This window comes from Pseudoalteromonas sp. J2K-J979 (assembly GCF_058169715.2).
In genome coordinates this window covers 77501-98135 of the sequence record NZ_CM200281.1, presented here as the reverse complement: position 1 = coordinate 98135, position 20635 = coordinate 77501, and the positions used below count along the sequence as shown (strand labels likewise).

The following is a 20635-nucleotide window of genomic DNA, read 5'->3' as shown; positions in this document are numbered from 1 at the left end:
GTATTTAAACTGGCGTAAAGCGTTGATAAAGCACTAATGCTTGTTCGGTCAGACCTTGGGCGGCGTAACATTCTGCAGCGGCTCGCCAATGCGCTTTATTGTTTTCGTCATTCAATACGGTCTTAAAAACTTTACAGGCCAACTCTGTATCATTTTGTGCTTTGGCAGTATAGGCCAAACACAATAATAACTGAGTTGATTCGGGTTGTTTTTTGAGTTGCTCTTGAATCGCTTTTTGTAAACCTAGCAGATTCAATTGCTGGCTTGTTGATAAAACCTGACAAATTGCCGAGAAATGGCCTTTTTTAAGCAGTTTAAGTAATATTTTCTCGCCAGTTGTAACCTCGCCATTATTGAGTATCGCTTGGCAATACTGCACTTCGGCTAACGGTTTTAAACTCCGAGGCAATTGCTCGAAACGTTGCTGTATCACTTGGCCATGACCGTGTGCAAAAATGACTTCCCAAATAACCTGCCATTGCTGATCAGTCAATTCAGCAAACTTGGCTAATTTAGGCAAAATCTTAACCAGACTTTCACTGTCTTTTTGTGCCACCAGCAATTGACTATATAAACGCAACTGCAGTGCGTCAGGTTTTTTTTGTTCAGCCGCAATCGACAAAAGATCTGCCGCCATTTGCTCTTCACCCGATTGGGCATACAAATGAGCAACGTAATTTTGCTGTTCATCAGGCACTTTGGCTAACAGACTCAAAGCTTTAGCGCTTTGATTAGACTTAAGTGCTGCATCTGCTGCAAAGGCATAACTAATTCCTTGCCACTGTTGCGGAATCGCCGTGCTATCGAGCTTTTTCAATACAAACTCATGATCATTATTTAATGTTGACCATAATCCCTGCTGCAAATTCGCCAATTGCTTTTTTTGGCTTCGTTCAGTAAAACGAAAACGAGTTGAGCCATAAATTGAAAGCAAATAGCGCACTAATTTATAGGTAATAAAGACAGCCGATGCGGCTAGCAATAACATAATCGCAAAACTTACAATCGTGCCTTCTATGGTCCAGTTATCTAGCGCGATTAAAATATACCCCTTTTCGCCAATCACCCAAGGCGCAAGGCCAAGTACGAATGCCGCAAGCAGAAACGCAAGAATAGGCTTAATCATTGCGCCCACTCCTGCAATGCAGCAGCACTGACCAATTCAACAGGTGGATTAAACTGCAGATCTTGTTGTAATAATGTTGCTAGCTGCTGATTAATATTAATGACACTACTGGCTTGCAAATCATAAAAATGATCGATCACTTGCTGAGCTTGTTTTATCGAGGCATAAAAAATATCAACTTGCTGATTCAATAATGCACTTTGACTTTGGGTCACATAAAAAGCCAAACGTTGACGCACTAAGGTTTGCTCTTGTGGTGATAAAAGAGGCTCAATTGGCGCAGAGCGTTCGCGCACTTTAATAAAATCATCCACCAATAAACGCCATGAGCGCTTTAAGTTTGTTTGCCAGTCCGTAATATCCTCACTCAATGCGGTCGCCTGCTGAGTTTCTAAGGGGTCAGGGAGCTCCACCATGTTTAGAGGCAACTTAGGCAATTGTTGTGTGATGCCATATAAGTTTAAATACAATTGCTCAACCGGAACACTCTTGACCGCAGCAAGAGTTTGGATATCTTGATGAATTGCTTCTCTTAAAGCTGTTTGCCCAGCGTGTTCAGCTAAGAGCTGATCAAGCTGCTGAAGGATGGCGATGGCTGCCGTATAATTTTGCTCACTCTGTACTTTAAAAATCGCCATCCGATGAAGGCTTTTCACTTCGAAGGGATTGAGTTCAACTTGCTGATTATTTTTCTGCTCGAGCGTTTGACTCAGCTGCGCCGCTACTTGCTGTTCACTTGTTTTAAGCGCTTGCTGAATATTGGCTTCGCTGTTGCGCAATTGTGCGTTTAATTGAGCCGCTTGCTGGTCCGCAATACTTTGCAGTGCTTGCAGTTTATCAGCCAATGCTTGGTTGTCATTATTCAACTGGCTAAACAGCTGATTACTATACTGCTGCTGTTTTACAAAGCTGTAGCCAACTCCGCCGCATGCGCCTAACGATATCAAAATAGCCAGCGCGGCTATCCACTTTCCACCACTGCTATGCGTCGTATTTTTTGTTTTTGGTTCTGTGGGGTGGGGCTGAGTTTGCGCCTTTGGCTCCTTGTCCTGTGTATTCACTGCGGCATCTGGATTGATGATCTTTTCGTCCGACATAAGGCTTTCCTGCGATGTAATACCTGCCACTATAGCCTCATCAGAGGCTCCGGCACATATCTGAATTTTAGTAGGTGAAATGGCCTGTGATGCTAAGTAATCCGCAATGCGACTACTTGCCACATAAAACCGACATGTTTTCAGCCATTCTAGTTCATTCGCTGCAAGTTCATTGAATATCGCGTCAACTGCAGCATTACTGGTTAATACTATACTGTCTATTTTTTGTTGTTGCCATTGCTTTATTTTCTCGCTGATATTCCCTGTCACCGGCTTTCGTCGATACAAGGCTAGGCTATGGACAAATGCACCGCGCGACTTGAGTGTTTGCGCGATAAGCGGCCGGCCATCTTGCCCTTTGATCAATACAATGTTTTTCTGTTCGACATTTTGTAGGCCATGTAGCGCCAACAACCCTTCAGAGTCATGCTGCTTAGGTGTTCGTGCTTTGACTTGAAACAAATCAAAAATCACGTCAGCGGTTTTATCGCCTACAGCATAAAACTCAGGCTGGTGTTTTAAATTTGGCTTAAGTGCATACAGCGCTTTAACCGCATCTTGTGAGATAAAAATAAGTTTATCAGCTTCTGCCAATGGGCTGAGTTCAACACTTGAAACGGCTATCGTCTCAAGTGTTAAAAGAGGAAAAGATAATGTTTGGTGGCCCAACTGCGTTAATTGAGCCACGAGCTGTTCACCCTTAGTATCTGGTCGGGTGACTAAAATAACCGCCATTAAGCATCCTTATAAACGGCTTGTAAAATGGTATCAGCACCTTGACTAAGTAATTTCTCAGCCAATTCAATGCCTAATTGTTCTGCATCATCACAGGCGCCGCTTACTTGGTCACGTAAAATCTCAGTGCCGTCGACGGCTCCAACCAAACCTCGAAGCGTAAGTTGTGAGCCTGATACTTCTGCAAATGCCCCAATTGGAACTTGGCAACCGCCTTCAAGGCGTCGATTCATTGCACGCTCTGCGAGTACTCGAATACGTGTTTCGTGATGCTCAAGTGCAACAAGTAAAGCCTTAGTGGCATGATCATCACTGCGGCACTCAATCCCGACAGCCCCCTGACCATTAGCTGGCAAGGATTGCTCAGGCGAAATAAAGCTGGCAATTCGCTCTGGCATTTCGAGGCGAATCAACCCTGCAGCCGCTAAAATAATCGCATCGTATTGACCTTCATCCAGCTTTGCTAAGCGCGTATTAACATTGCCGCGTAAGTCACGAATATCTAAGTCCGGGCGCAGCGCTCGAATTTGACATTGGCGACGTAAACTAGATGTACCAACAATCGCTCCCTGAGGTAAGGCATCAATTGAGTTAAATTTGTTTGATACAAATGCATCACGTGGATCTTCACGCTCACAAATAGTGTGTAATTCTAATCCATCAGGAAACTCAACAGGGACATCTTTCATTGAATGGACCGCGATATCAGCACGCCCCTCAAGCATTGCCTGCTCTAATTCTTTAACAAACAAGCCCTTACCACCAATTTTTGCCAGGGGTGTATCGAGAATTTTGTCACCTTGTGTCGACATAGGTACCAGTTCAACTTCAATACCTGGGTGATGAATTTCAAGCTGTGCTTTTACAAACTCCGCTTGCCATAATGCCAGTGCGCTTTTACGTGTCGCGATACGAAGAATTTGGCTTGAAGATGTCATGGGCTACCTTTTACGTGTTGTATTTTATAAATATTTATAAATTTCGTTGTTTATTAATAATTCGAAATGACTTTTCAGCCAAGACTTTTTGTTCGCTATCACGCAATTGCACGGTCCAATCACCCGTGAGTGTATTCATGATATTTTTCGATGAAAAAGTTCGAAAATGATTTGAGCTGATATCGAGGGGGATCTCGGCCATTGTTTTGCCATCATATTGCCAAACATGCGTCACTTGCTGGGGTGTAAAGTTATTCAATTCAGTAAAGAAATACAGCTTTTCTTCAAACTCATCAGTATAAACCTCACTCGGTAATACATCGATGGGCTCTCGTTCCTGAACGGACCGCGTCAACACCGCGCGGCTCACCACACTGGTATCAATATACACTCCGCGTGAAACAGGGCTTAACTCAGCGACCATTAATTGAGGGATATGATCTTGTCCTTGAAGCGCTTCCTTTTCAGGAGATACTTCAATGATTGCACCGCTCGGTTCAGCAACTTGCTCAACAATTTGTGTTTGCTCTGTTGGCGACTCCAATACCTCAATGCTTTGATCTGCGATTCCTTCATGTTCCACTATGTTCAGAGCTGCGGCATGGTCAACAGCGGGCGTCAGCTCCTGCACAAGTGTTTCTTCAGTAACTGAAGTATCAAGGGAAATCGAAGGTGCGATTTCATACGTTTCATTCGCATTCACCACAGAGAAAGCCCCCTCAATTGCTGCAAAGGACAGTATGATCAGTACACCACCGGCCAAAATAATACGTCGCCAATGCCACTGATAACTCACTTTAACTGGAGTCAGTTTTTTAGAATCAGCGCTATGAGCTTTTACATTTGCAGTGACAACAATTTTTTGTCCCATTGGGTACTCCTGTTAGCGAATTAATTAAGCCGCTCAATTAGCCATTGGCGGATCAAGGCGATTTCTTCACCGCACACCTGATGCGCCATCGGGTAATCATGCCATTTAGCGTTAAGCCCATTACTGCATAACACATCAAACGCTTGTTTTCCTGCTTCCATCGGCACCACTTCATCTAAACTGCCATGCACCATTAAGACATTTAGGTCTGTGTGTACGGCTTCATTGGCAAATTTTGATGGTGCACACATATAGGTAGATAGCGCCATAATTCCGCCTAATGCTTGGTGAAAACGCGGCGCTAAATGTAGCGCTATCACGCCACCCTGCGAAAAGCCGGCCAAAATAATTTTATCAGCTGCAATACCAGATGCCAGCTCTTGTTCTATCAGTTGCTCAACTTTAGCTGCCGATTCTCTCACACCTTGCTCATCGGCTCTTTTATCTAGATCAAATGAAACGATGTCATACCATGAGCGCATTTTCATGCCACCATTTATTGTGACAGCTTGAATCGGTGCATGTGGAAAAATAAATTTAACCCCTAGTTCATTGGGTAGTTTCAATTCTGGTACGATAGGCGCAAAACCCTCTCCTGAATCTCCTAAGCCATGAAGCCAAATTACGGTTGCACTATGTGTGGCAACGGGCTGACAAACAACTGCTTCTAACGCCATTAGTTTGCCACCCATTCAATTTTTGCGTCAGCTTGACGAGAAGTTGCTTCAGACATAAATTGCCAAAATTCAGAACCTGATCGGTTATCAATCCATACCCCATCACGCAACTCAAAGTGGTGACCATTAAACTTTGTCGCTACCCAAATTTGATGCAATGGCGTTTGTTTATTCAAAATAATTTTTGTTTGATTAGGGAAAATAATCTCTAAAATCCCAGCAGCAGATTCATAATCTAAATCGACTTCACATTCTTCTATTTGCTCTTCAAGGGTCAACATTACGGCATCAACCAACTCGTGGTACTCATGATCAGTCATGGCTTTTCCTTATTCTGAAATAATGCGACTAAAATCGATAAAATAAAATTAGTCGACTGGCTGCTTTTTATCTGATTTCTGTTACTCTGCGATTATAAAGAGCGTAACTCGTCAGTAAATACTTTTATCTAAAGAAACACTATGCAACAGAAAAAATTGGTTCGTGTCTGTACTATTTTAAGCTTATCGATGGTTATTTTGGCTTGTGGCCAAAGTGGCCCCCTTTATTTACCTGATGAGCAACCTATTAATGTGCACAAGCAAGAGAAGCCTGCGCCGACTAATGAAGCTGCTGCGACAGATACGCTAACAAAGGAAAAGTAACATGGATTATTTTAATTACCGAGAAAATACGCTCTTTACGGAATCCGTAAGTGTTAATGAGATTGCTCAGCAATTTGGTACTCCGTGTTATGTCTATTCTCGCGCCACTCTTGAGCGTCATTATAAAGCGTTCACCGACGCAGCAGCCAACCACCAGCATTTAGTTTGTTATGCGGTCAAAGCAAACTCTAACTTAGCCGTGCTGAATGTATTGGCACGTTTAGGTTCAGGCTTTGATATTGTGTCTCAAGGTGAACTTGCGCGGGTTGTTGCTGCAGGTGGCGATACTCGTAAAGTGGTTTTTTCTGGTGTCGCTAAAACAGCAACCGAAATTAGTTATGCCCTTTCTTTAGGAATTAAATGTTTTAATGTTGAATCAGAAGCTGAACTAGAGCGTATTTCTCACGTTGCCAGTCAAGAAGGCAAAATAGCGCCTATTTCAATTCGGGTAAACCCAGATATCGATGCAAAAACCCATCCCTACATCTCGACTGGGCTTAAAGAAAATAAATTTGGCATTGCCATCAGTCGCGCACTGGAGGTTTACCAACATGCGGCACAATTACCCGGTATTGATATTCAAGGAATTGATTTTCATATTGGCTCGCAATTAACTGAAGTTGAGCCTTTTTTAGCGGCTTTAGACAAAGTACTGGCCATCGTTACACAACTAGCAAACCAGGGGATCACCCTCAAACACTTAGATGTTGGCGGAGGCTTAGGAGTCGCTTATTTAGCTGAAGAGCCTCCTCACCCAAGCACCTATGTGAACCAATTAACCGAGCGCCTGTCGAACTTCCCTGATCTTGAACTGATATTCGAGCCTGGTCGCGCCATTGCAGCGAATGCGGGCATTTTAGTCACTCAAGTCGAGTATTTAAAGCAAAACCAAGGTAAACATTTTGCCATCGTTGATGCGGGCATGAATGATTTACTGCGCCCATCGCTTTATCAGGCCTGGCAAAACATTATCCCTATCACTCCTCGTGATGGCGAGACTCACCAATACGATATCGTCGGTCCTGTTTGCGAAACGGGTGATTTTTTAGGTAAAGATCGTGCTTTATGTTTAGCTCAAGGGGATCTTTTAGCAGTGAGAAGTGCTGGAGCCTACGGATTTACCATGAGTTCTAATTATAACTCTCGCCCTCGTGTGGCAGAAATTATGGTCGACGGTGAAACCGTTCATGTGATCAGAAAGCGTGAAACCATTGCAGATTTATACCAAGGAGAAAACACGCTACCTGCTTAGCTGGTGTGTGATAATAAAAGGCTTTTATGTTAGTTCACTTTTCAAAAATGCACGGACTCGGCAACGATTTTATGGTGATTGATAATGTCACCCAAAATGTGTTTATTTCGCGCGATCAAATCATTAAATTAGCCAATCGACACTTTGGCATTGGTTTTGACCAATTGTTAATGGTCGAAGCTCCTTATGATCCAGATTTAGATTTCCACTATCGGATATTCAACGCCGATGGCAATGAAGTTGAGCAATGTGGTAACGGTGCCCGCTGTTTTGCTCGCTTTGTGCGGATGAAAGGCTTAACCAATCGGCATAAGGTGACGGTTTCGACTAAGTCTGGAAATATTACCCTGCATATTGAAAAAGATGGCTTAGTCAGTGTCAATATGGGTCACCCTAAGTTTGAACCTAGCGAGATTCCATTTAAAGCAACAAAACGTGAAACCACGTATATTTTCCGTGCAGGTGACCATACTGTGTTTTGTGGAGCAGTCTCGATGGGCAACCCACATTGCGTGCTACTGGTCGATGATATTGACACAGCGCCAGTTGAAACTTTAGGCCCAGCCCTAGAAAATCATGAACGCTTTACACAAAAAGCCAATATTGGTTTTATGCAAGTGATCTCACCTGAACATATCAAATTGCGAGTGTGGGAGCGCGGTGCAGGCGAAACTCTTGCTTGTGGCACGGGTGCGTGCGCAGCTGTGGTGATTGGTATTTTACAAAAAAAACTCGCCGCCCATGTGCGTGTTGACCTGCCTGGTGGCACGTTACAAGTGCGCTGGCAAGGAGAAGGGCATAGCGTGCGTATGACCGGACCTGCAGAGCATGTATTTGATGGACAAATCGCATTATGAGCCATTTAACCGCAAAAGAGGTGTCCGATTATTTAGTTTCACACCCTGATTTTCTAGTAGAGCACCCGCAACTACTCGATACGCTTAATATATACCACAGTGAAACGGGCTCTATATCGTTACAAGGGCATCAACACAAACGTCTAAAAGAACAACTACAACAGCAACAATTGCAGCTCGATACACTTACTTTGCATGCTCGTCGCAGTGAGCAAATTTATCAGGTGTTTAGTTCGTGTCATCGCCATTTAATGATGCATGATAACTTTGCTGACTTAGCCAATAATTTAGTCGCCCTCATCAGTGCGAACCTTGATATTTGCGAATGCAAATTGCTGCAATACCATGATGATTTAGCCAGTATTGTCACTCACCGCTTAAGTTCATCTCCTTGCTATTTAGGCCGTATTAACCAACAAGAACAAGCATTATTATTTGATCAAGAATGCCAGTCTGTCGCACTTTATTTGATTGGCGATACTCAAACGCCTTTGGCTGTCCTAGCGTTTGCGAGTAATGATCCGATCCACTTCGAACCGTCACAAGATAGCTTCTTTATTAATGAGTTTGTCAAAGCACTACACACTAAACTCGCTGACTTCGTATGAGTGAACCGCAAAGACTAAAGGCAAGTTGGCTCAATGGCATTGAGGTATTTATTCAATACCTCAAATATGAGAAAAATTACTCCAAACATACGCTGTTACAATATCGCTTACAACTTCAAGAAATCGGATGCTTCTTACAAGATAAGGCCGATAACTGGCTCACCGTCCAACCAGAACAACTCAGAGCCTATAGCATGAGTTTAAAAGCCCGCAATTTAAACGCTCGCACGATTAACTTAAAACTCTCATGTGTTCGCAGTTTTTACAAATATCTGCAAATCAAAAAAACTGAGCTAGTCAATCCAGCTCAGGGGATTCGAGGCCCAAAATTTCAACGCCCGCTTCCTAAAAATCTCGATGTGGATCAAATGCATCAACTCCTCGAAATGACTCCAGAAGATAGCTTAGGCTTTCGTGACAAAGCAATGATGGAATTAATGTACTCTTCAGGATTGCGAGTTAGCGAGTTGGTGAACGCAAACTTACAGGATGTAGACTTAGCTCTTGCTGAAATCCGTGTTTTAGGTAAAGGTAATAAAGAACGCATTTTACCGATAGGTCGTCAAGCTATCGAGGCCTTGCAGCAATGGCTACAATGTCGTGGGGAATTTGCGATGCCCGATGAGCAAGCTCTGTTCTTAAGTAAAAAGAAGTTACGCATTTCTACACGCCAAGTTCGCACTAGAATGAATCAGTGGGGTGCGAATCAAGGGATCAGCAGTCGTATTCACCCACATAAATTGCGCCACTCATTTGCATCCCACATGTTAGAATCAAGTGGCGATTTGCGTGCAGTGCAAGAGTTACTCGGGCACAGTAGCCTCTCAGCGACCCAAGTCTATACCCATTTAGATTTTCAACATTTAGCCAAGGTGTACGACAATACCCACCCTCGAGCTAAAAAAAATCGTTCTTAATCTAGCTTTCATATAAGGTTATGTATTGTGCAAATTTATAAGAAAATTAACCCAGTTAAAGTAATCAGCTTTGATTTAGACGATACCCTTTATAACAATCACCCAATAATCAAAGCCGCCGTCCAAGCGCAGCTCGATTACCTTAATGAATTGACATTATGGCAACAGCAACCAGCAAATTTTTGGGCGAAATGCCGCGATATCGTTGCTGAACATCAACCAGATATTGTGGATAATGTGACCTCATGGCGCCAACAAACCCTTAGGTTTGCTTTGCAAAAAATAGGATACACATTTCAAGACACAGAGCATCACGCAACACAAGCCTACCAAGCATTTGCCAATGCGCGTAGTCAAATTGTCGTCGATGAAACCGTGTTATCTTTGCTCACCCGACTAAAAAAACACTATAAAGTAATTGCCATCACGAATGGTAATGTTGATGTTGAGCTTTTTAACCTAAAGGGGATATTTGATTTAGTCTTAATGGCCGGTCGCGATGGTAAAGCGAAACCCGCCTCTGATTTATTTCAGCAAGCTGCCCAGCATTTTAACGTACCACTAAACAGTATTTTACATGTCGGTGATAGCCTTGATACCGATGTACAAGGTGCAAATAATGCGGGCTGTATGTCTGTCTGGTTAGATAACCAAGCAATCCAATACCAGTACAAAGGGCTAGCCCATATTTCAATTACAGATGTCTTAGCTTTAGAGATGATTGTTTAAACGTGCACAACAAAAATTATGGGAATAAATTAGGTTTATGTGTAAATCGTATTAAACTATAGGAATAATGACTTTATGTAGTGTGGTATAACATGGCAGGTGTTCTCGATTCCGTTAATCAACGTACCCAGCTAGTCGGTGAAAACCGTCTTGAGTTGCTCCTGTTTCACCTCCATGGTCGCAACCTATTTGCTTTAAACGTATTTAAAGTAAAAGAAGTCGTTAAATTACCAAAACTCAGCGTGTTGCCGAATGCTCACCCTAAAATCTCTGGAGTTGCGAATATTCGTAATGAATCAATTCCAGTGATTGATTTACGCCAGGCGATAAACCTGCCACCGATTGAACATGGCGACGACTGCAATTTAGTCATCACTGAATATAACCGAACCGTGCAAGGGTTTTTAGTCGGTAAAGTCGACCAAATTGTTAATATGACTTGGTCAAACATTATGCCGCCGCCATCCAGTATCGGTAAAAATCATTATCTAACCGCCCTCACCAAATTAGAGCGAAACGGTACTCAAGAATTAGTCTCTATTATCGATGTAGAAAAAGTGTTAGCGGAAATAGTCGAATACACAGTCGAAATTTCTGAAGGGATCTTAGATCCCGATATTGTTGATAAATTTGCGGGCCGAAAGGTATTACACGCTGACGACTCTCCAACAGCCAGACGCCAAGTCAAAGACACACTCTCCCAATTAGGGATTGAAATTATCCCCACTCAAAATGGTCAAGAAGCTTTTGATTTGTTGAAATCGTGGGCTGATGAAGGCATAGACGTTGAGAAAGAGTTTTTAATGGTAATCACGGATGCAGAGATGCCTGTTATGGATGGTTATCGCCTAACTTTTGAAATCCGCAATCACCCTAAACTAAAAAATCTATTTGTTGTGCTCAATACCTCTCTGAGTGGCAGTTTTAACGAAGCCATGGTCGAAAAAGTGGGGTGTAATGCCTTTTTATCTAAATTTCAGCCCGATAGGCTAGTTGAAACCGTTCAAAATCGCTTAAAACAAACTTTAAATGAGTAATCAATGACATTCCTTAAGTGATACCTTGTCAGGACTTCTTCGCTCATTAGGGCTTTCACTGGTAATCTTTTTTGCTCCTCCCTCACACAACTGTTCATAAAAACAGTATTTTATTTAGCCCATTAAAAACTCCTGTTATACTGCCAACACAAGAATTGAAAAAGGTATACTGATGGACGTTTCTGAATTACTCGATGGCTTAAATGATAAACAGCGCGATGCTGTTGCTGCGCCATTACAAAACATGCTGGTTCTCGCAGGTGCGGGCTCTGGCAAAACCCGAGTACTCGTCCATCGTATCGCTTGGTTGATGCAAGTTGAACATGCGTCACCCTACAGCATCTTTGCCGTCACATTTACCAATAAAGCAGCGAAAGAAATGCGCTCGCGCGTCGAAGAGACCATCAGCACTTCTGCTGGCGGGATGTGGATTGGCACTTTTCATGGCTTGTCACATCGTATTTTGCGTGCGCATCACCGTGAAGCCAACTTACCAGAGGCCTTTCAAATTCTCGATTCTGATGATCAACAACGCATGATCAAGCGCTTACTTAAAGCAATGAATATAGACGATAAAAAATGGCCACCCAAGCAAGTTTCTTGGTATATCAGTGCAAAAAAAGACGAAGGATTACGCCCCAAAGATATCAAAGCGTATGATATGAATGAGCAGATGTTTTTAAATATTTATACCGCTTATCAAGATGCGTGTGACCGCGCAGGTTTAGTCGATTTTGCTGAAATATTATTACGCTGTTACGAACTACTGAACACCCAACCGACGTTACTACGTCACTACCAACAGCGCTTTCCGCATATGCTGGTTGACGAATTCCAAGATACCAACACCATTCAATATGCTTGGCTGAAACTGCTCGCAGGCCAAGGTGGCAATGTCATGATAGTCGGTGATGACGATCAATCTATTTACGGTTGGCGCGGCGCAAAAATTGAGAACATTCGTCGCTTTTTAAGCGACTTTAATGCGCAAACGATTCGCCTTGAACAGAACTACCGCTCAACCAGTACCATACTGAAAGCTGCCAATGCACTTATCGCCAATAACTCTGAACGAATGGGCAAAAGCTTATGGACGGATGGCAATGAAGGCGAGCCAATTTCTATTTATGCTGCTTACAATGAGTTAGATGAAGCGCGCTTTATTGTCGGCAAGATCCGCTCTTGGCTCAATGCGGGCAATGCTTTACAAGACAGCGCCATTTTATATCGTAATAATGCGCAATCTCGAATTTTAGAAGAGGCTTTATTACAAGAAGGCTTAAAATATCGAATTTATGGCGGCATGCGCTTCTTCGAACGTCAAGAAATCAAAGATGCATTGTCTTACTTGCGCTTAATTGGAAATCGCCAAGACGATGCTGCTTTTGAGCGTATTATCAACACCCCAACCCGAGGTATTGGTGATCGTACACTAAGCTTAGTTCGCGACTGCGCACGTAATGAATCACTCCCCCTGTGGTACGCTGCGAAAACCCTGATAGAGCAAAAACACTTAACTGGCCGTGCAGCATCGGCGATTACTGCCTTTGTTAATTTAATCGAGCAAATAGAAGAAAACATTCAAGAACTCAATCTTGAAGAACAAGCGAAATACACCATTCATACCTCAGGCTTAATGGCCATGTATCAAGCCGAAAAAGGCGAAAAAGGTCGCGCTCGGATTGAAAACTTAGAAGAATTAATCAATGCTTGCGGTCAATTTGAACTCCCCGCCGAAGAAGAATTCGCCTCGCCTCTGACAGGGTTTTTATCTTATACCGCCTTAGAATCGGGAGAGGGCCAAGCTGAAGAGCACGAAGATGCCGTGCAAATGATGACGCTCCACTCCGCCAAAGGACTTGAATTTCCATTAGTATTTATGGCTGGCGTAGAAGAAGGAATGTTCCCATCACAACAAAGTAACGAAGAATCGGGTCGCCTCGAAGAAGAGCGCCGGCTTTGCTATGTTGGCATGACGCGGGCCATGGAAAAACTCTACATTAGCCATGCTGAAACACGACGACTCTACGGCCAAGAGAAATACCATAGTCCATCACGCTTTTTACGCGAAATACCAGAACAGTGCATTGAAGAAATCCGCATTAAAACTCAAGTAACACGCCCGCAAGCGAGCAATCGCTTTAGTTCGGCCATGAGTCATGCCGCTTTTGAAGATACAGGCTTTAATTTAGGCCAGCGTGTGCTTCATACTAAGTTTGGTGAAGGAACTGTCCTCAATTATGAAGGTACAGGTGCGCAATCACGCATTCAGGTTGCCTTTGATGATGTCGGTACTAAATGGCTGGTCACTGCTTACGCTAGGCTGCAGAGTTTGTAAATGCCGCTTAGTATTCAGATCAAAGACTACTTATCGCAGCTGGCGAATAACCGCCATCGACAACTATTAGTCATCACAGGTGAGCAAGATTGGGTTTACCAACATGCTCTCCAGTTTTGTGAAGATTATTTAAGTCTCCCGCTAGTTCTGAGTAATAATGCGTTGTTACAGCAGTCGATTTGGCCCGAGCATACCCATCAATTGCTTGGACAAGAGCATCAGCATGTTATTTACGATGGCTTTTCTGGTCTGAAACCAAATTTACTCGCCGCTGTATCAGGGACTGTCACTGCGGGTGGGTTATTGATACTTTTGCTTCCGCGCAACGCTGAATTAAAGACCTTTATCGACCCACATTTTTATTCATATCAATCTGCTGAACAGACTAATACAAATAGCAACTTTAACACTCGGTTAAGCCAACGACTAAACAGCTGTCAGTGCATGTTTTACGATCAGTATAATGGTCTGCGAATTCCTTCTATTTCTCCCCACCCCGATGAAGATCCGCTTAGCGAACAACAATCAGCACTATACACGCTACAAAAATATGCCCTAGGTCGTGCCAATCGCCCGGTATTATTAAGAGCCGATCGCGGCCGGGGGAAATCTGCGGCTTTGGGGATCACCGCAGCTACGTTAACAAGTAAGGGGAAACGCGTTATCATTTGCGCCGCCCAGAAACGCGCGGTGGAAACAACATTTAAGTTTTATAAACAGCAATTGTCATCTCTTGATAAGCAAGATCTTCCCTCTGCCAGGACATTGCAATTTATTCCGCCAGATCAATTATTTGAACATCACAACCAGATTGATATTTTACTCATAGATGAAGCAGCGTCTTTACCTGTGCCTTTTTTAATCAAAGTACTGCATACATTTAATCGAGTTATTTTTGCCACCACAGAACATGGTTATGAAGGATCAGGGCGAGGATTCACGCTTCGTTTTTGCCCCTACTTAACACAACACTTTCCAGCGGCTCATTTTATCTCATTCAGCCAGCCCATTCGGTTTGCTACTCAAGATCCACTTGAACAACACATCAATCAGTTGTTATGCCTCAATGCTGAACCTTCCGAGGTTCAAGTAAATGGTACGCCTCAGTTTTCATTAGTCTCCCAAAAACAATTGAGTCAAGATGAAGCCCTGCTCAAGCAAGTTTTTGCTTTACTCGTCATGGCTCATTACCAAACGACAGCCAATGACTTGCGCCATTTACTTGATGCATCAGGACTTAAGATATTTATCGCAACACTTCATCACCAAGTGTTAGCCACCGCCTTAGTACAACAAGAAGGCCTGCTGAGTGATACATTAAGCCAACAAATTATCAAAGGCGCGCGTAGACCAAAAGGGCATTTGATGGCACAGACTCTTGCGCAATTGACTGGTGATAGCCGTGATTTACAGCACCCCATGGCACGAGTTGTTCGTATTGCTGTGCAACCTCAGCTACAACGCCAACAGATAGGTCGCAAGCTGCTCTCGTTCATTGAGGATTCGCTAGCAAAAAAAATCAGCCTGATAGGTGCAAGCTTTGGCGGACATGCCGACTTAGTTAACTTTTGGCAAAGCCAAGGCTATAATTTATGCAAAATTGGTTTTAGTAAAGATCATATAAGTGGAGAGCATGCATGCTTAATGGCCAAAACCCTCTCACAGAGCAATGCATTGTTGAATCAACAAAATATTCAGTTTAATCGCGATTTACCATTAAACTTAATGCATCACTTACACGAGATCGACCCCCGATTAGTGCTGCAAATACTTACTCATACAAAGTATGACCTCGCACAGGTTGAGGATGCGCTTATTGTACAGCGATATTTAAACGGACCACTACTATTTGCTGATTGTTTCGCAAGTTGTTGGCGTTTACTCTGGCACACTCATCATTTACTCAATGAATGCTCTGAAAACTCGCAAGCAATACTAATTAAGCTAATATTACAAAAGAAAGCATTACACACTATCGCTTTAGAGTTAAATATCAATGGTAAAAAATCATTACAGCTTAATATAAAAGAAGCGATAAACGAGTGGTTTTCATTAGTCGAGGCTCAATTTGATACGCTGTTTCATCACAATCATATTCCTACTTAGCCCTGTATATGCGGCTGAGTTTGGTATCACTCACAACTCGATCACTTTAGGTATGTCTAATGCCTTATCAGGTCCGTCAAAGCAATTAGGGCAGCATATTAAACAAGGCTCATATTTGTATTTTGATGAAATCAATCGCCAAGGTGGTGTGTTTGGTCGAGAAATTAAAGTAATTAGCCTTGATGACGGCTATGAACCCATTAGAACAGTAGAAAACACACGCTCATTATTGCTAAAAAAAGAAATCTTTGCCTTGTTTGGTTATGTCGGAACGCCAACCTCACATGCGATTCTTCCCTTATTAGCTAGCAGTCAAGTTCCTTATTTAATGCCTTTTACTGGTGCTGGCTTCTTACGTTCACAAGCTCGCCCGAATATTTATAATTTAAGAGCGAGTTACCAGCAAGAAGCACTCGCTCAAATAGACTACTTAGTTAACTCGCGAAAATACACTAAAATTGGCTTATTAATTCAAGCCGATGAGTTTGGTTTAGCTCTCGAAGAGGCGCTTTATAAAGCTCTAGAAGAACACCAAATAAAACCAGTGATCACCACCCGATTTAGGCGCAACACCTCAGATATCAAAGCAGCATTACTCACCTTAGCGCAACATGATCTTGAAGCTGTAAGCCTGGTTGGCACATACAAACCTCTCAGTGAGCTAATCAACTTGGGCTTTGAACATCAATTTAAACCAACGTTTGCCACTGTGTCGTTTGTTTCTAGCAAAGAGCTATTCAAACAAATCAAGTACCCGAGCGATATAGTTGTTTCTGAAGTAGTGCCTGACCCATCAACATGCGATTTAGTAATATGCATAGAGTTTAGGGAGCTAGCCAAAAAAAACGGGCTAACAGAATTTAATCAAGTGAGCTTTGAAGGATTCATTAATGCTAAAGTATTCATAGAAGCCGCTTCAAGTTGTGGACGCCATTTAACCCAAGCATGTTTGATGGAAAAACTGACATCCCTCTCTGGCGACTTTTATGGTTTAGTAATTACCTCCAATAAAAATGCTCAACAAGGTTTAAAACAAGTTTACATGTCTTATTCTCGCTAAATTTCAGTTAACGTTAAGCGAAGCATCTCTTTAATTTGCGCTGTAACAGCTATGTTTTCCTTCTCATTAAATTCTATGATACGTGGTGTATGAATATGCCCCGTTGGAATATCAGAACCTAATAAGTTTTTGAGGCGAATACTCCGATATGAAATCTCGTTTGATAAATACCCACCTCCTCCACCTTTCACAGCGATAGCTTGGTCTAACTCAGATAAGCTTTGCGGGGAGAATTTTTTATTTTCAGGCTGCTGCTGAATGACTACTTCACGATTATCAATTACTTTATATTTTCCTGTAGCTTTAATCATTGCATTGTACGGCAAGCTGTATTTCACAAATTCAGGGCCACTCAGTGGCAGATCACCCAGAGAAGGAATAATTGGATTCGATTCATCAGCGCCCGTTATAACATTCAAATTATCGGGTGCTGTCACACTGCGACGCTTACCAGGAAAATGCTCTAAATCAAAGTTTTCTCGGCCCATTGAAATCGTTGCAATCAAATCAACACTCTGTGTTGAATAAAAGGGCGCTAGCAAAGACTCAATCTCACCACGATCAAAATCTTCATAACGAACGGGGATCATCACAGTATTAATCTCTGCACTAATTCCTTTGTATTCTATAACTTGCCCATCTAATAATAATGCCGCTATTCCCGATGGGTTACTCTGTGCGATATTCTTATCCAATAAAAATGGGTCAAAGCCAGTTAATAAAATCTTTTTTGTCGCCCCTTTAGAATACGATAGCTCTGTTCGTCCGCGACTGGCTGTTTCAAATATTTCAATTAACACACTGCGCTGTGACTCAGAAAAAAAATCGCCATATTTCTTGATAGCTTGAGTTCCCGCTAAACGCTGCCAATACAATGCTCGATCATCAAGCGAACCAAGCTGTACAGCTTGCTTTTCTGTCTGCCACAATTGCTCTGCATATGAGCGTACATTATAAACAACGGCAGCAAAATTACTTTTATCAAGTAATGTTTCAATCTTTGAATCAACCTGTTTTGTTTTTTGTGTCAATGCAGGTAACGCTTTTAAGGCTGCATTTAAACGAAGTTCTTCTATGGTAAGACTCTGCGCATTCGATATTGCGCTGATTAAGCTAGCTGAAAGGAAAAATGGTAATTTGAACATAACAATAACAGTGAATTTAAATATTTCCCAGCTTAACCAATTTCAACTTAGGTTAAAACAAAACCTGATAAAAAGAAGAATTAATTCAGCATTATTCAATCCATGTTCTATGCTTTTATTAATAAAACGCTAACAAAAAAGAGGGACTAATGGACTTTATAAACTTCAAGGTTGGCCAAAAAACAATTGCACTTAAGATCCTTGATATTTTATTAACTGAACGATTCGAAAATAATCTAACATCCCTCCCCAACAACAATAAAAGCTTTATAGGTGTAAAAGACTACATGGGATCACCGACCCCCATTTTCGACTTAGGACTTATCCTCAATAATGAATCAACCCATGTGACCAATGCAAACCTTGCAGATTTGCTACAAAATAGGGAAAAAGATCATATTGAATGGTTTAAAGAGTTAGAACACAGCATTACAACAGGCTCACCATTCAACTTAGCACGCGATCCGAACCAGTGCGCATTCGGTAGGTGGTATGATAATTTTAAAACTGATAACGAAGATTTAACATCAATACTCCAGCGTTTCGACAAGCCCCATAAACGCATTCACGCATTAGCAGATACACTCCTTAACTTAGTTCGCCAAGGCCAAAAAAATGAGGCACTAGAAATCTTAGCGACTGAAAAAAGAACCACATTTACACTTCTTATGAGGCTATTTGAATCTGCACGTGAACAGATAATGCTGGATTATAAACCGATTATTATTTTTACAACTAAAGATGGTCAAAACCCTCACATAGGTTTACTTGTTGATAAAGTAGAAGATAGTGTGAGTGTTGATAAAGCAGATATAAAGCCTCTAGATAAACTGACTAGTATCGGTTTTGATATCGATCCTCAGACTAGAAAAATGATGCGAGGTCTTATTAAAATGGAAAAATCTCACAGTGTCATCATTGATTCCAGTGCGATTTTTAGTCCTTGTGAAGCCGAAGTAGAAACAACTGAAGTAGAATAACTAAACTATAGACAGCAAAAAGCCCGACTCATTGAGTCGGGCTTTTCTTAATAGGAGCCTGGCGATGTCCTACTCTCACATGGGTAATCCCACACTACCATCGGCGCTGTTTCGTTTCACTACTGAGTTCGGAATGGGATCAGGTGGGTCCAAAACGCTATTGTCACCAAGCAAAATTTTGCCGTTTTACCGCTTTCGCCGTAAAACTAAATTCGGAACGCTGATTTTAAAATTGTCTACTTCAGTCTATCTAACTTCTTGCTTATTCATCAGTGCTTCATACAAACCACTTTGGCGTTGTATGGTTAAGCCTCACGGGTAATTAGTATAGGTTAGCTTAACGCCTCGCAGCGCTTCCACATCCTACCTATCAACGTTGTAGTCTCCAACGGCCCTTTAGTGGAGTTAAACTCCAAGTGAGAACTCATCTCGAGGCTCGCTTCGCGCTTAGATGCTTTCAGCGCTTATCGATTCCGAACGTAGCTACCGGGCAGTGCCATTGGCATGACAACCCGAACACCAGCGGTTCGTCCACTCCGGTCCTCTCGTACTAGGAGCAGCCCCTCTCAATTCTCAAACGCCCACGGCAGATAGGGACCGAACTGTCTCACGACGTTCTAAACCCAGCTCGCGTACCACTTTAAATGGCGAACAGCCATACCCTTGGGACCGACTTCAGCCCCAGGATGTGATGAGCCGACATCGAGGTGCCAAACACCGCCGTCGATATGAACTCTTGGGCGGTATCAGCCTGTTATCCCCGGAGTACCTTTTATCCGTTGAGCGATGGCCCTTCCATTCAGAACCACCGGATCACTATGACCTACTTTCGTACCTGCTCGACTTGTCCGTCTCGCAGTTAAGCTTGCTTCTACCATTACACTAACCGTACGATGTCCGACCGTACTTAGCAAACCTTCGTGCTCCTCCGTTACTCTTTGGGAGGAGACCGCCCCAGTCAAACTACCCACCAGGCACTGTCCGCAACCCCGATTAGGGGCCTACGTTAGAACATCAAAACTACAAGGGTGGTATTTCAAGGACGACTCCACAACAACTAGCGTCGCTGCTTCAAAGTCTCCCACCTATCCTACACATGTAGGTTCAATGTTCAGTGCCAAGCTGTAGTAAAGGTTCACGGGGTCTTTCCGTCTAGCCGCGGGTACACAGCATCTTCACTGCGATTTCAATTTCACTGAGTCTCGGGTGGAGACAGCGTGGCCATGGTTACACCATTCGTGCAGGTCGGAACTTACCCGACAAGGAATTTCGCTACCTTAGGACCGTTATAGTTACGGCCGCCGTTTACCGGGGCTTCGATCAAGAGCTTCTCCGAAGATAACCCCATCAATTAACCTTCCGGCACCGGGCAGGTGTCACACCGTATACGTCATCTTTCGATTTTGCACAGTGCTGTGTTTTTAATAAACAGTCCCAGCCACCTGGTTACTGTGACTGCCAACAGCTTAAGGAGCAAGTCCTATCACCGTCAGCAGCGTACCTTCTCCCGAAGTTACG

The 20635-nt window shown here is 42.8% G+C and carries 18 protein-coding genes and 2 rRNA genes (1 of these 20 only partly in view); 11 read left to right on the top strand and 9 right to left on the bottom strand.

Annotation, left to right across the window (positions count from 1 at the left end; all coding sequences use genetic code 11):
- Positions 1-4: 4 nt before the first annotated feature.
- From AC3KVK_RS00455 to cyaY, 6 genes are read right to left on the bottom strand one after another with little or no spacing between them, the layout of a single operon-like run.
- On the bottom strand, positions 5-1126 hold the full coding sequence (locus AC3KVK_RS00455) for a heme biosynthesis HemY N-terminal domain-containing protein (protein ID WP_490313336.1): 1122 nt from the start codon (positions 1124-1126) through the stop codon (positions 5-7).
- Entirely contained in the window at positions 1123-2958 is a 1836-nt protein-coding gene (locus tag AC3KVK_RS00450) for a uroporphyrinogen-III C-methyltransferase (protein WP_490313337.1), read from the bottom strand. Before AC3KVK_RS00450 ends, AC3KVK_RS00455 begins: the two co-directional genes overlap by 4 nt.
- Positions 2958-3896, bottom strand: a complete 939-nt coding sequence (gene hemC, locus AC3KVK_RS00445; protein ID WP_490313338.1) for a hydroxymethylbilane synthase — start codon at positions 3894-3896, stop codon at positions 2958-2960. The genes AC3KVK_RS00450 and hemC overlap by 1 nt, the downstream gene beginning before the upstream one ends.
- Before the next feature lie 34 nt (positions 3897-3930).
- The gene (locus tag AC3KVK_RS00440; RefSeq protein WP_490313339.1) at positions 3931-4767 is read right to left on the bottom strand and encodes a DUF2914 domain-containing protein; all 837 of its coding nucleotides are present in this window, start codon (positions 4765-4767) and stop codon (positions 3931-3933) included.
- A 20-nt stretch (positions 4768-4787) separates the two neighbouring features.
- Positions 4788-5444, bottom strand: a complete 657-nt coding sequence (locus AC3KVK_RS00435) for an alpha/beta hydrolase (RefSeq protein WP_490313340.1) — start codon at positions 5442-5444, stop codon at positions 4788-4790.
- A complete protein-coding gene (gene cyaY / locus AC3KVK_RS00430) occupies positions 5444-5764 on the bottom strand; it encodes an iron donor protein CyaY (protein ID WP_490313341.1) in 321 nt (106 codons plus the stop codon). The genes AC3KVK_RS00435 and cyaY overlap by 1 nt, the downstream gene beginning before the upstream one ends.
- Positions 5765-5905: 141 nt before the next feature.
- On the opposite strand from cyaY, the gene lptM reads away from it, so the two are divergent.
- From lptM to AC3KVK_RS00380, 10 genes are all read left to right on the top strand, one after another.
- Positions 5906-6088, top strand: a complete 183-nt coding sequence (gene lptM / locus AC3KVK_RS00425) for an LPS translocon maturation chaperone LptM (RefSeq protein WP_490313342.1) — start codon at positions 5906-5908, stop codon at positions 6086-6088.
- Between the two features lies 1 nt (position 6089).
- The gene (gene lysA, locus AC3KVK_RS00420) at positions 6090-7340 is read left to right on the top strand and encodes a diaminopimelate decarboxylase (RefSeq protein ID WP_490313343.1); all 1251 of its coding nucleotides are present in this window, start codon (positions 6090-6092) and stop codon (positions 7338-7340) included.
- A gap of 26 nt (positions 7341-7366) precedes the next feature.
- Positions 7367-8197 (top strand): diaminopimelate epimerase, encoded by an 831-nt coding sequence (dapF, locus tag AC3KVK_RS00415; RefSeq protein WP_490313344.1) that lies wholly within the window; start codon positions 7367-7369, stop codon positions 8195-8197.
- A complete protein-coding gene (locus AC3KVK_RS00410; RefSeq protein ID WP_490313345.1) occupies positions 8194-8805 on the top strand; it encodes a DUF484 family protein in 612 nt (203 codons plus the stop codon). The genes dapF and AC3KVK_RS00410 overlap by 4 nt, the downstream gene beginning before the upstream one ends.
- On the top strand, positions 8802-9722 hold the full coding sequence (gene xerC / locus AC3KVK_RS00405; RefSeq protein ID WP_490313346.1) for a tyrosine recombinase XerC: 921 nt from the start codon (positions 8802-8804) through the stop codon (positions 9720-9722). The genes AC3KVK_RS00410 and xerC overlap by 4 nt, the downstream gene beginning before the upstream one ends.
- Before the next feature lie 24 nt (positions 9723-9746).
- Entirely contained in the window at positions 9747-10451 is a 705-nt protein-coding gene (locus AC3KVK_RS00400; RefSeq protein WP_490313355.1) for an HAD-IA family hydrolase, read from the top strand.
- A gap of 92 nt (positions 10452-10543) precedes the next feature.
- On the top strand, positions 10544-11488 hold the full coding sequence (locus AC3KVK_RS00395) for a chemotaxis protein CheV (protein ID WP_490313347.1): 945 nt from the start codon (positions 10544-10546) through the stop codon (positions 11486-11488).
- Positions 11489-11660: 172 nt separating this feature from the next.
- Entirely contained in the window at positions 11661-13826 is a 2166-nt protein-coding gene (gene uvrD / locus AC3KVK_RS00390) for a DNA helicase II (protein WP_490313348.1), read from the top strand.
- The gene (locus AC3KVK_RS00385) at positions 13827-15932 is read left to right on the top strand and encodes a tRNA(Met) cytidine acetyltransferase TmcA (RefSeq protein ID WP_490313349.1); all 2106 of its coding nucleotides are present in this window, start codon (positions 13827-13829) and stop codon (positions 15930-15932) included.
- Complete coding sequence (locus tag AC3KVK_RS00380) at positions 15895-16992, top strand: ABC transporter substrate-binding protein (protein WP_490313350.1); 1098 nt, start codon at positions 15895-15897, stop codon at positions 16990-16992. The genes AC3KVK_RS00385 and AC3KVK_RS00380 overlap by 38 nt, the downstream gene beginning before the upstream one ends.
- Here AC3KVK_RS00380 and AC3KVK_RS00375 read toward each other — a convergent pair.
- Complete coding sequence (locus tag AC3KVK_RS00375) at positions 16989-18137, bottom strand: PA0049 C-terminal domain-containing protein (protein WP_490313351.1); 1149 nt, start codon at positions 18135-18137, stop codon at positions 16989-16991. The genes AC3KVK_RS00380 and AC3KVK_RS00375 overlap by 4 nt on opposite strands.
- A gap of 149 nt (positions 18138-18286) precedes the next feature.
- Here AC3KVK_RS00375 and AC3KVK_RS00370 point away from each other — a divergent pair, with 149 nt between their 5' ends.
- A complete protein-coding gene (locus AC3KVK_RS00370; RefSeq protein ID WP_490313352.1) occupies positions 18287-19117 on the top strand; it encodes a CZB domain-containing protein in 831 nt (276 codons plus the stop codon).
- A 56-nt stretch (positions 19118-19173) separates the two neighbouring features.
- Here the strand turns inward: AC3KVK_RS00370 and rrf are convergent.
- Together rrf and AC3KVK_RS00360 are read right to left on the bottom strand one after the other, a co-directional pair.
- Positions 19174-19288 (bottom strand): 5S ribosomal RNA (gene rrf, locus AC3KVK_RS00365).
- 130 nt (positions 19289-19418) lie between these two features.
- Positions 19419-20635, bottom strand: a 23S ribosomal RNA gene (locus tag AC3KVK_RS00360); it runs 1667 nt beyond the window's last position.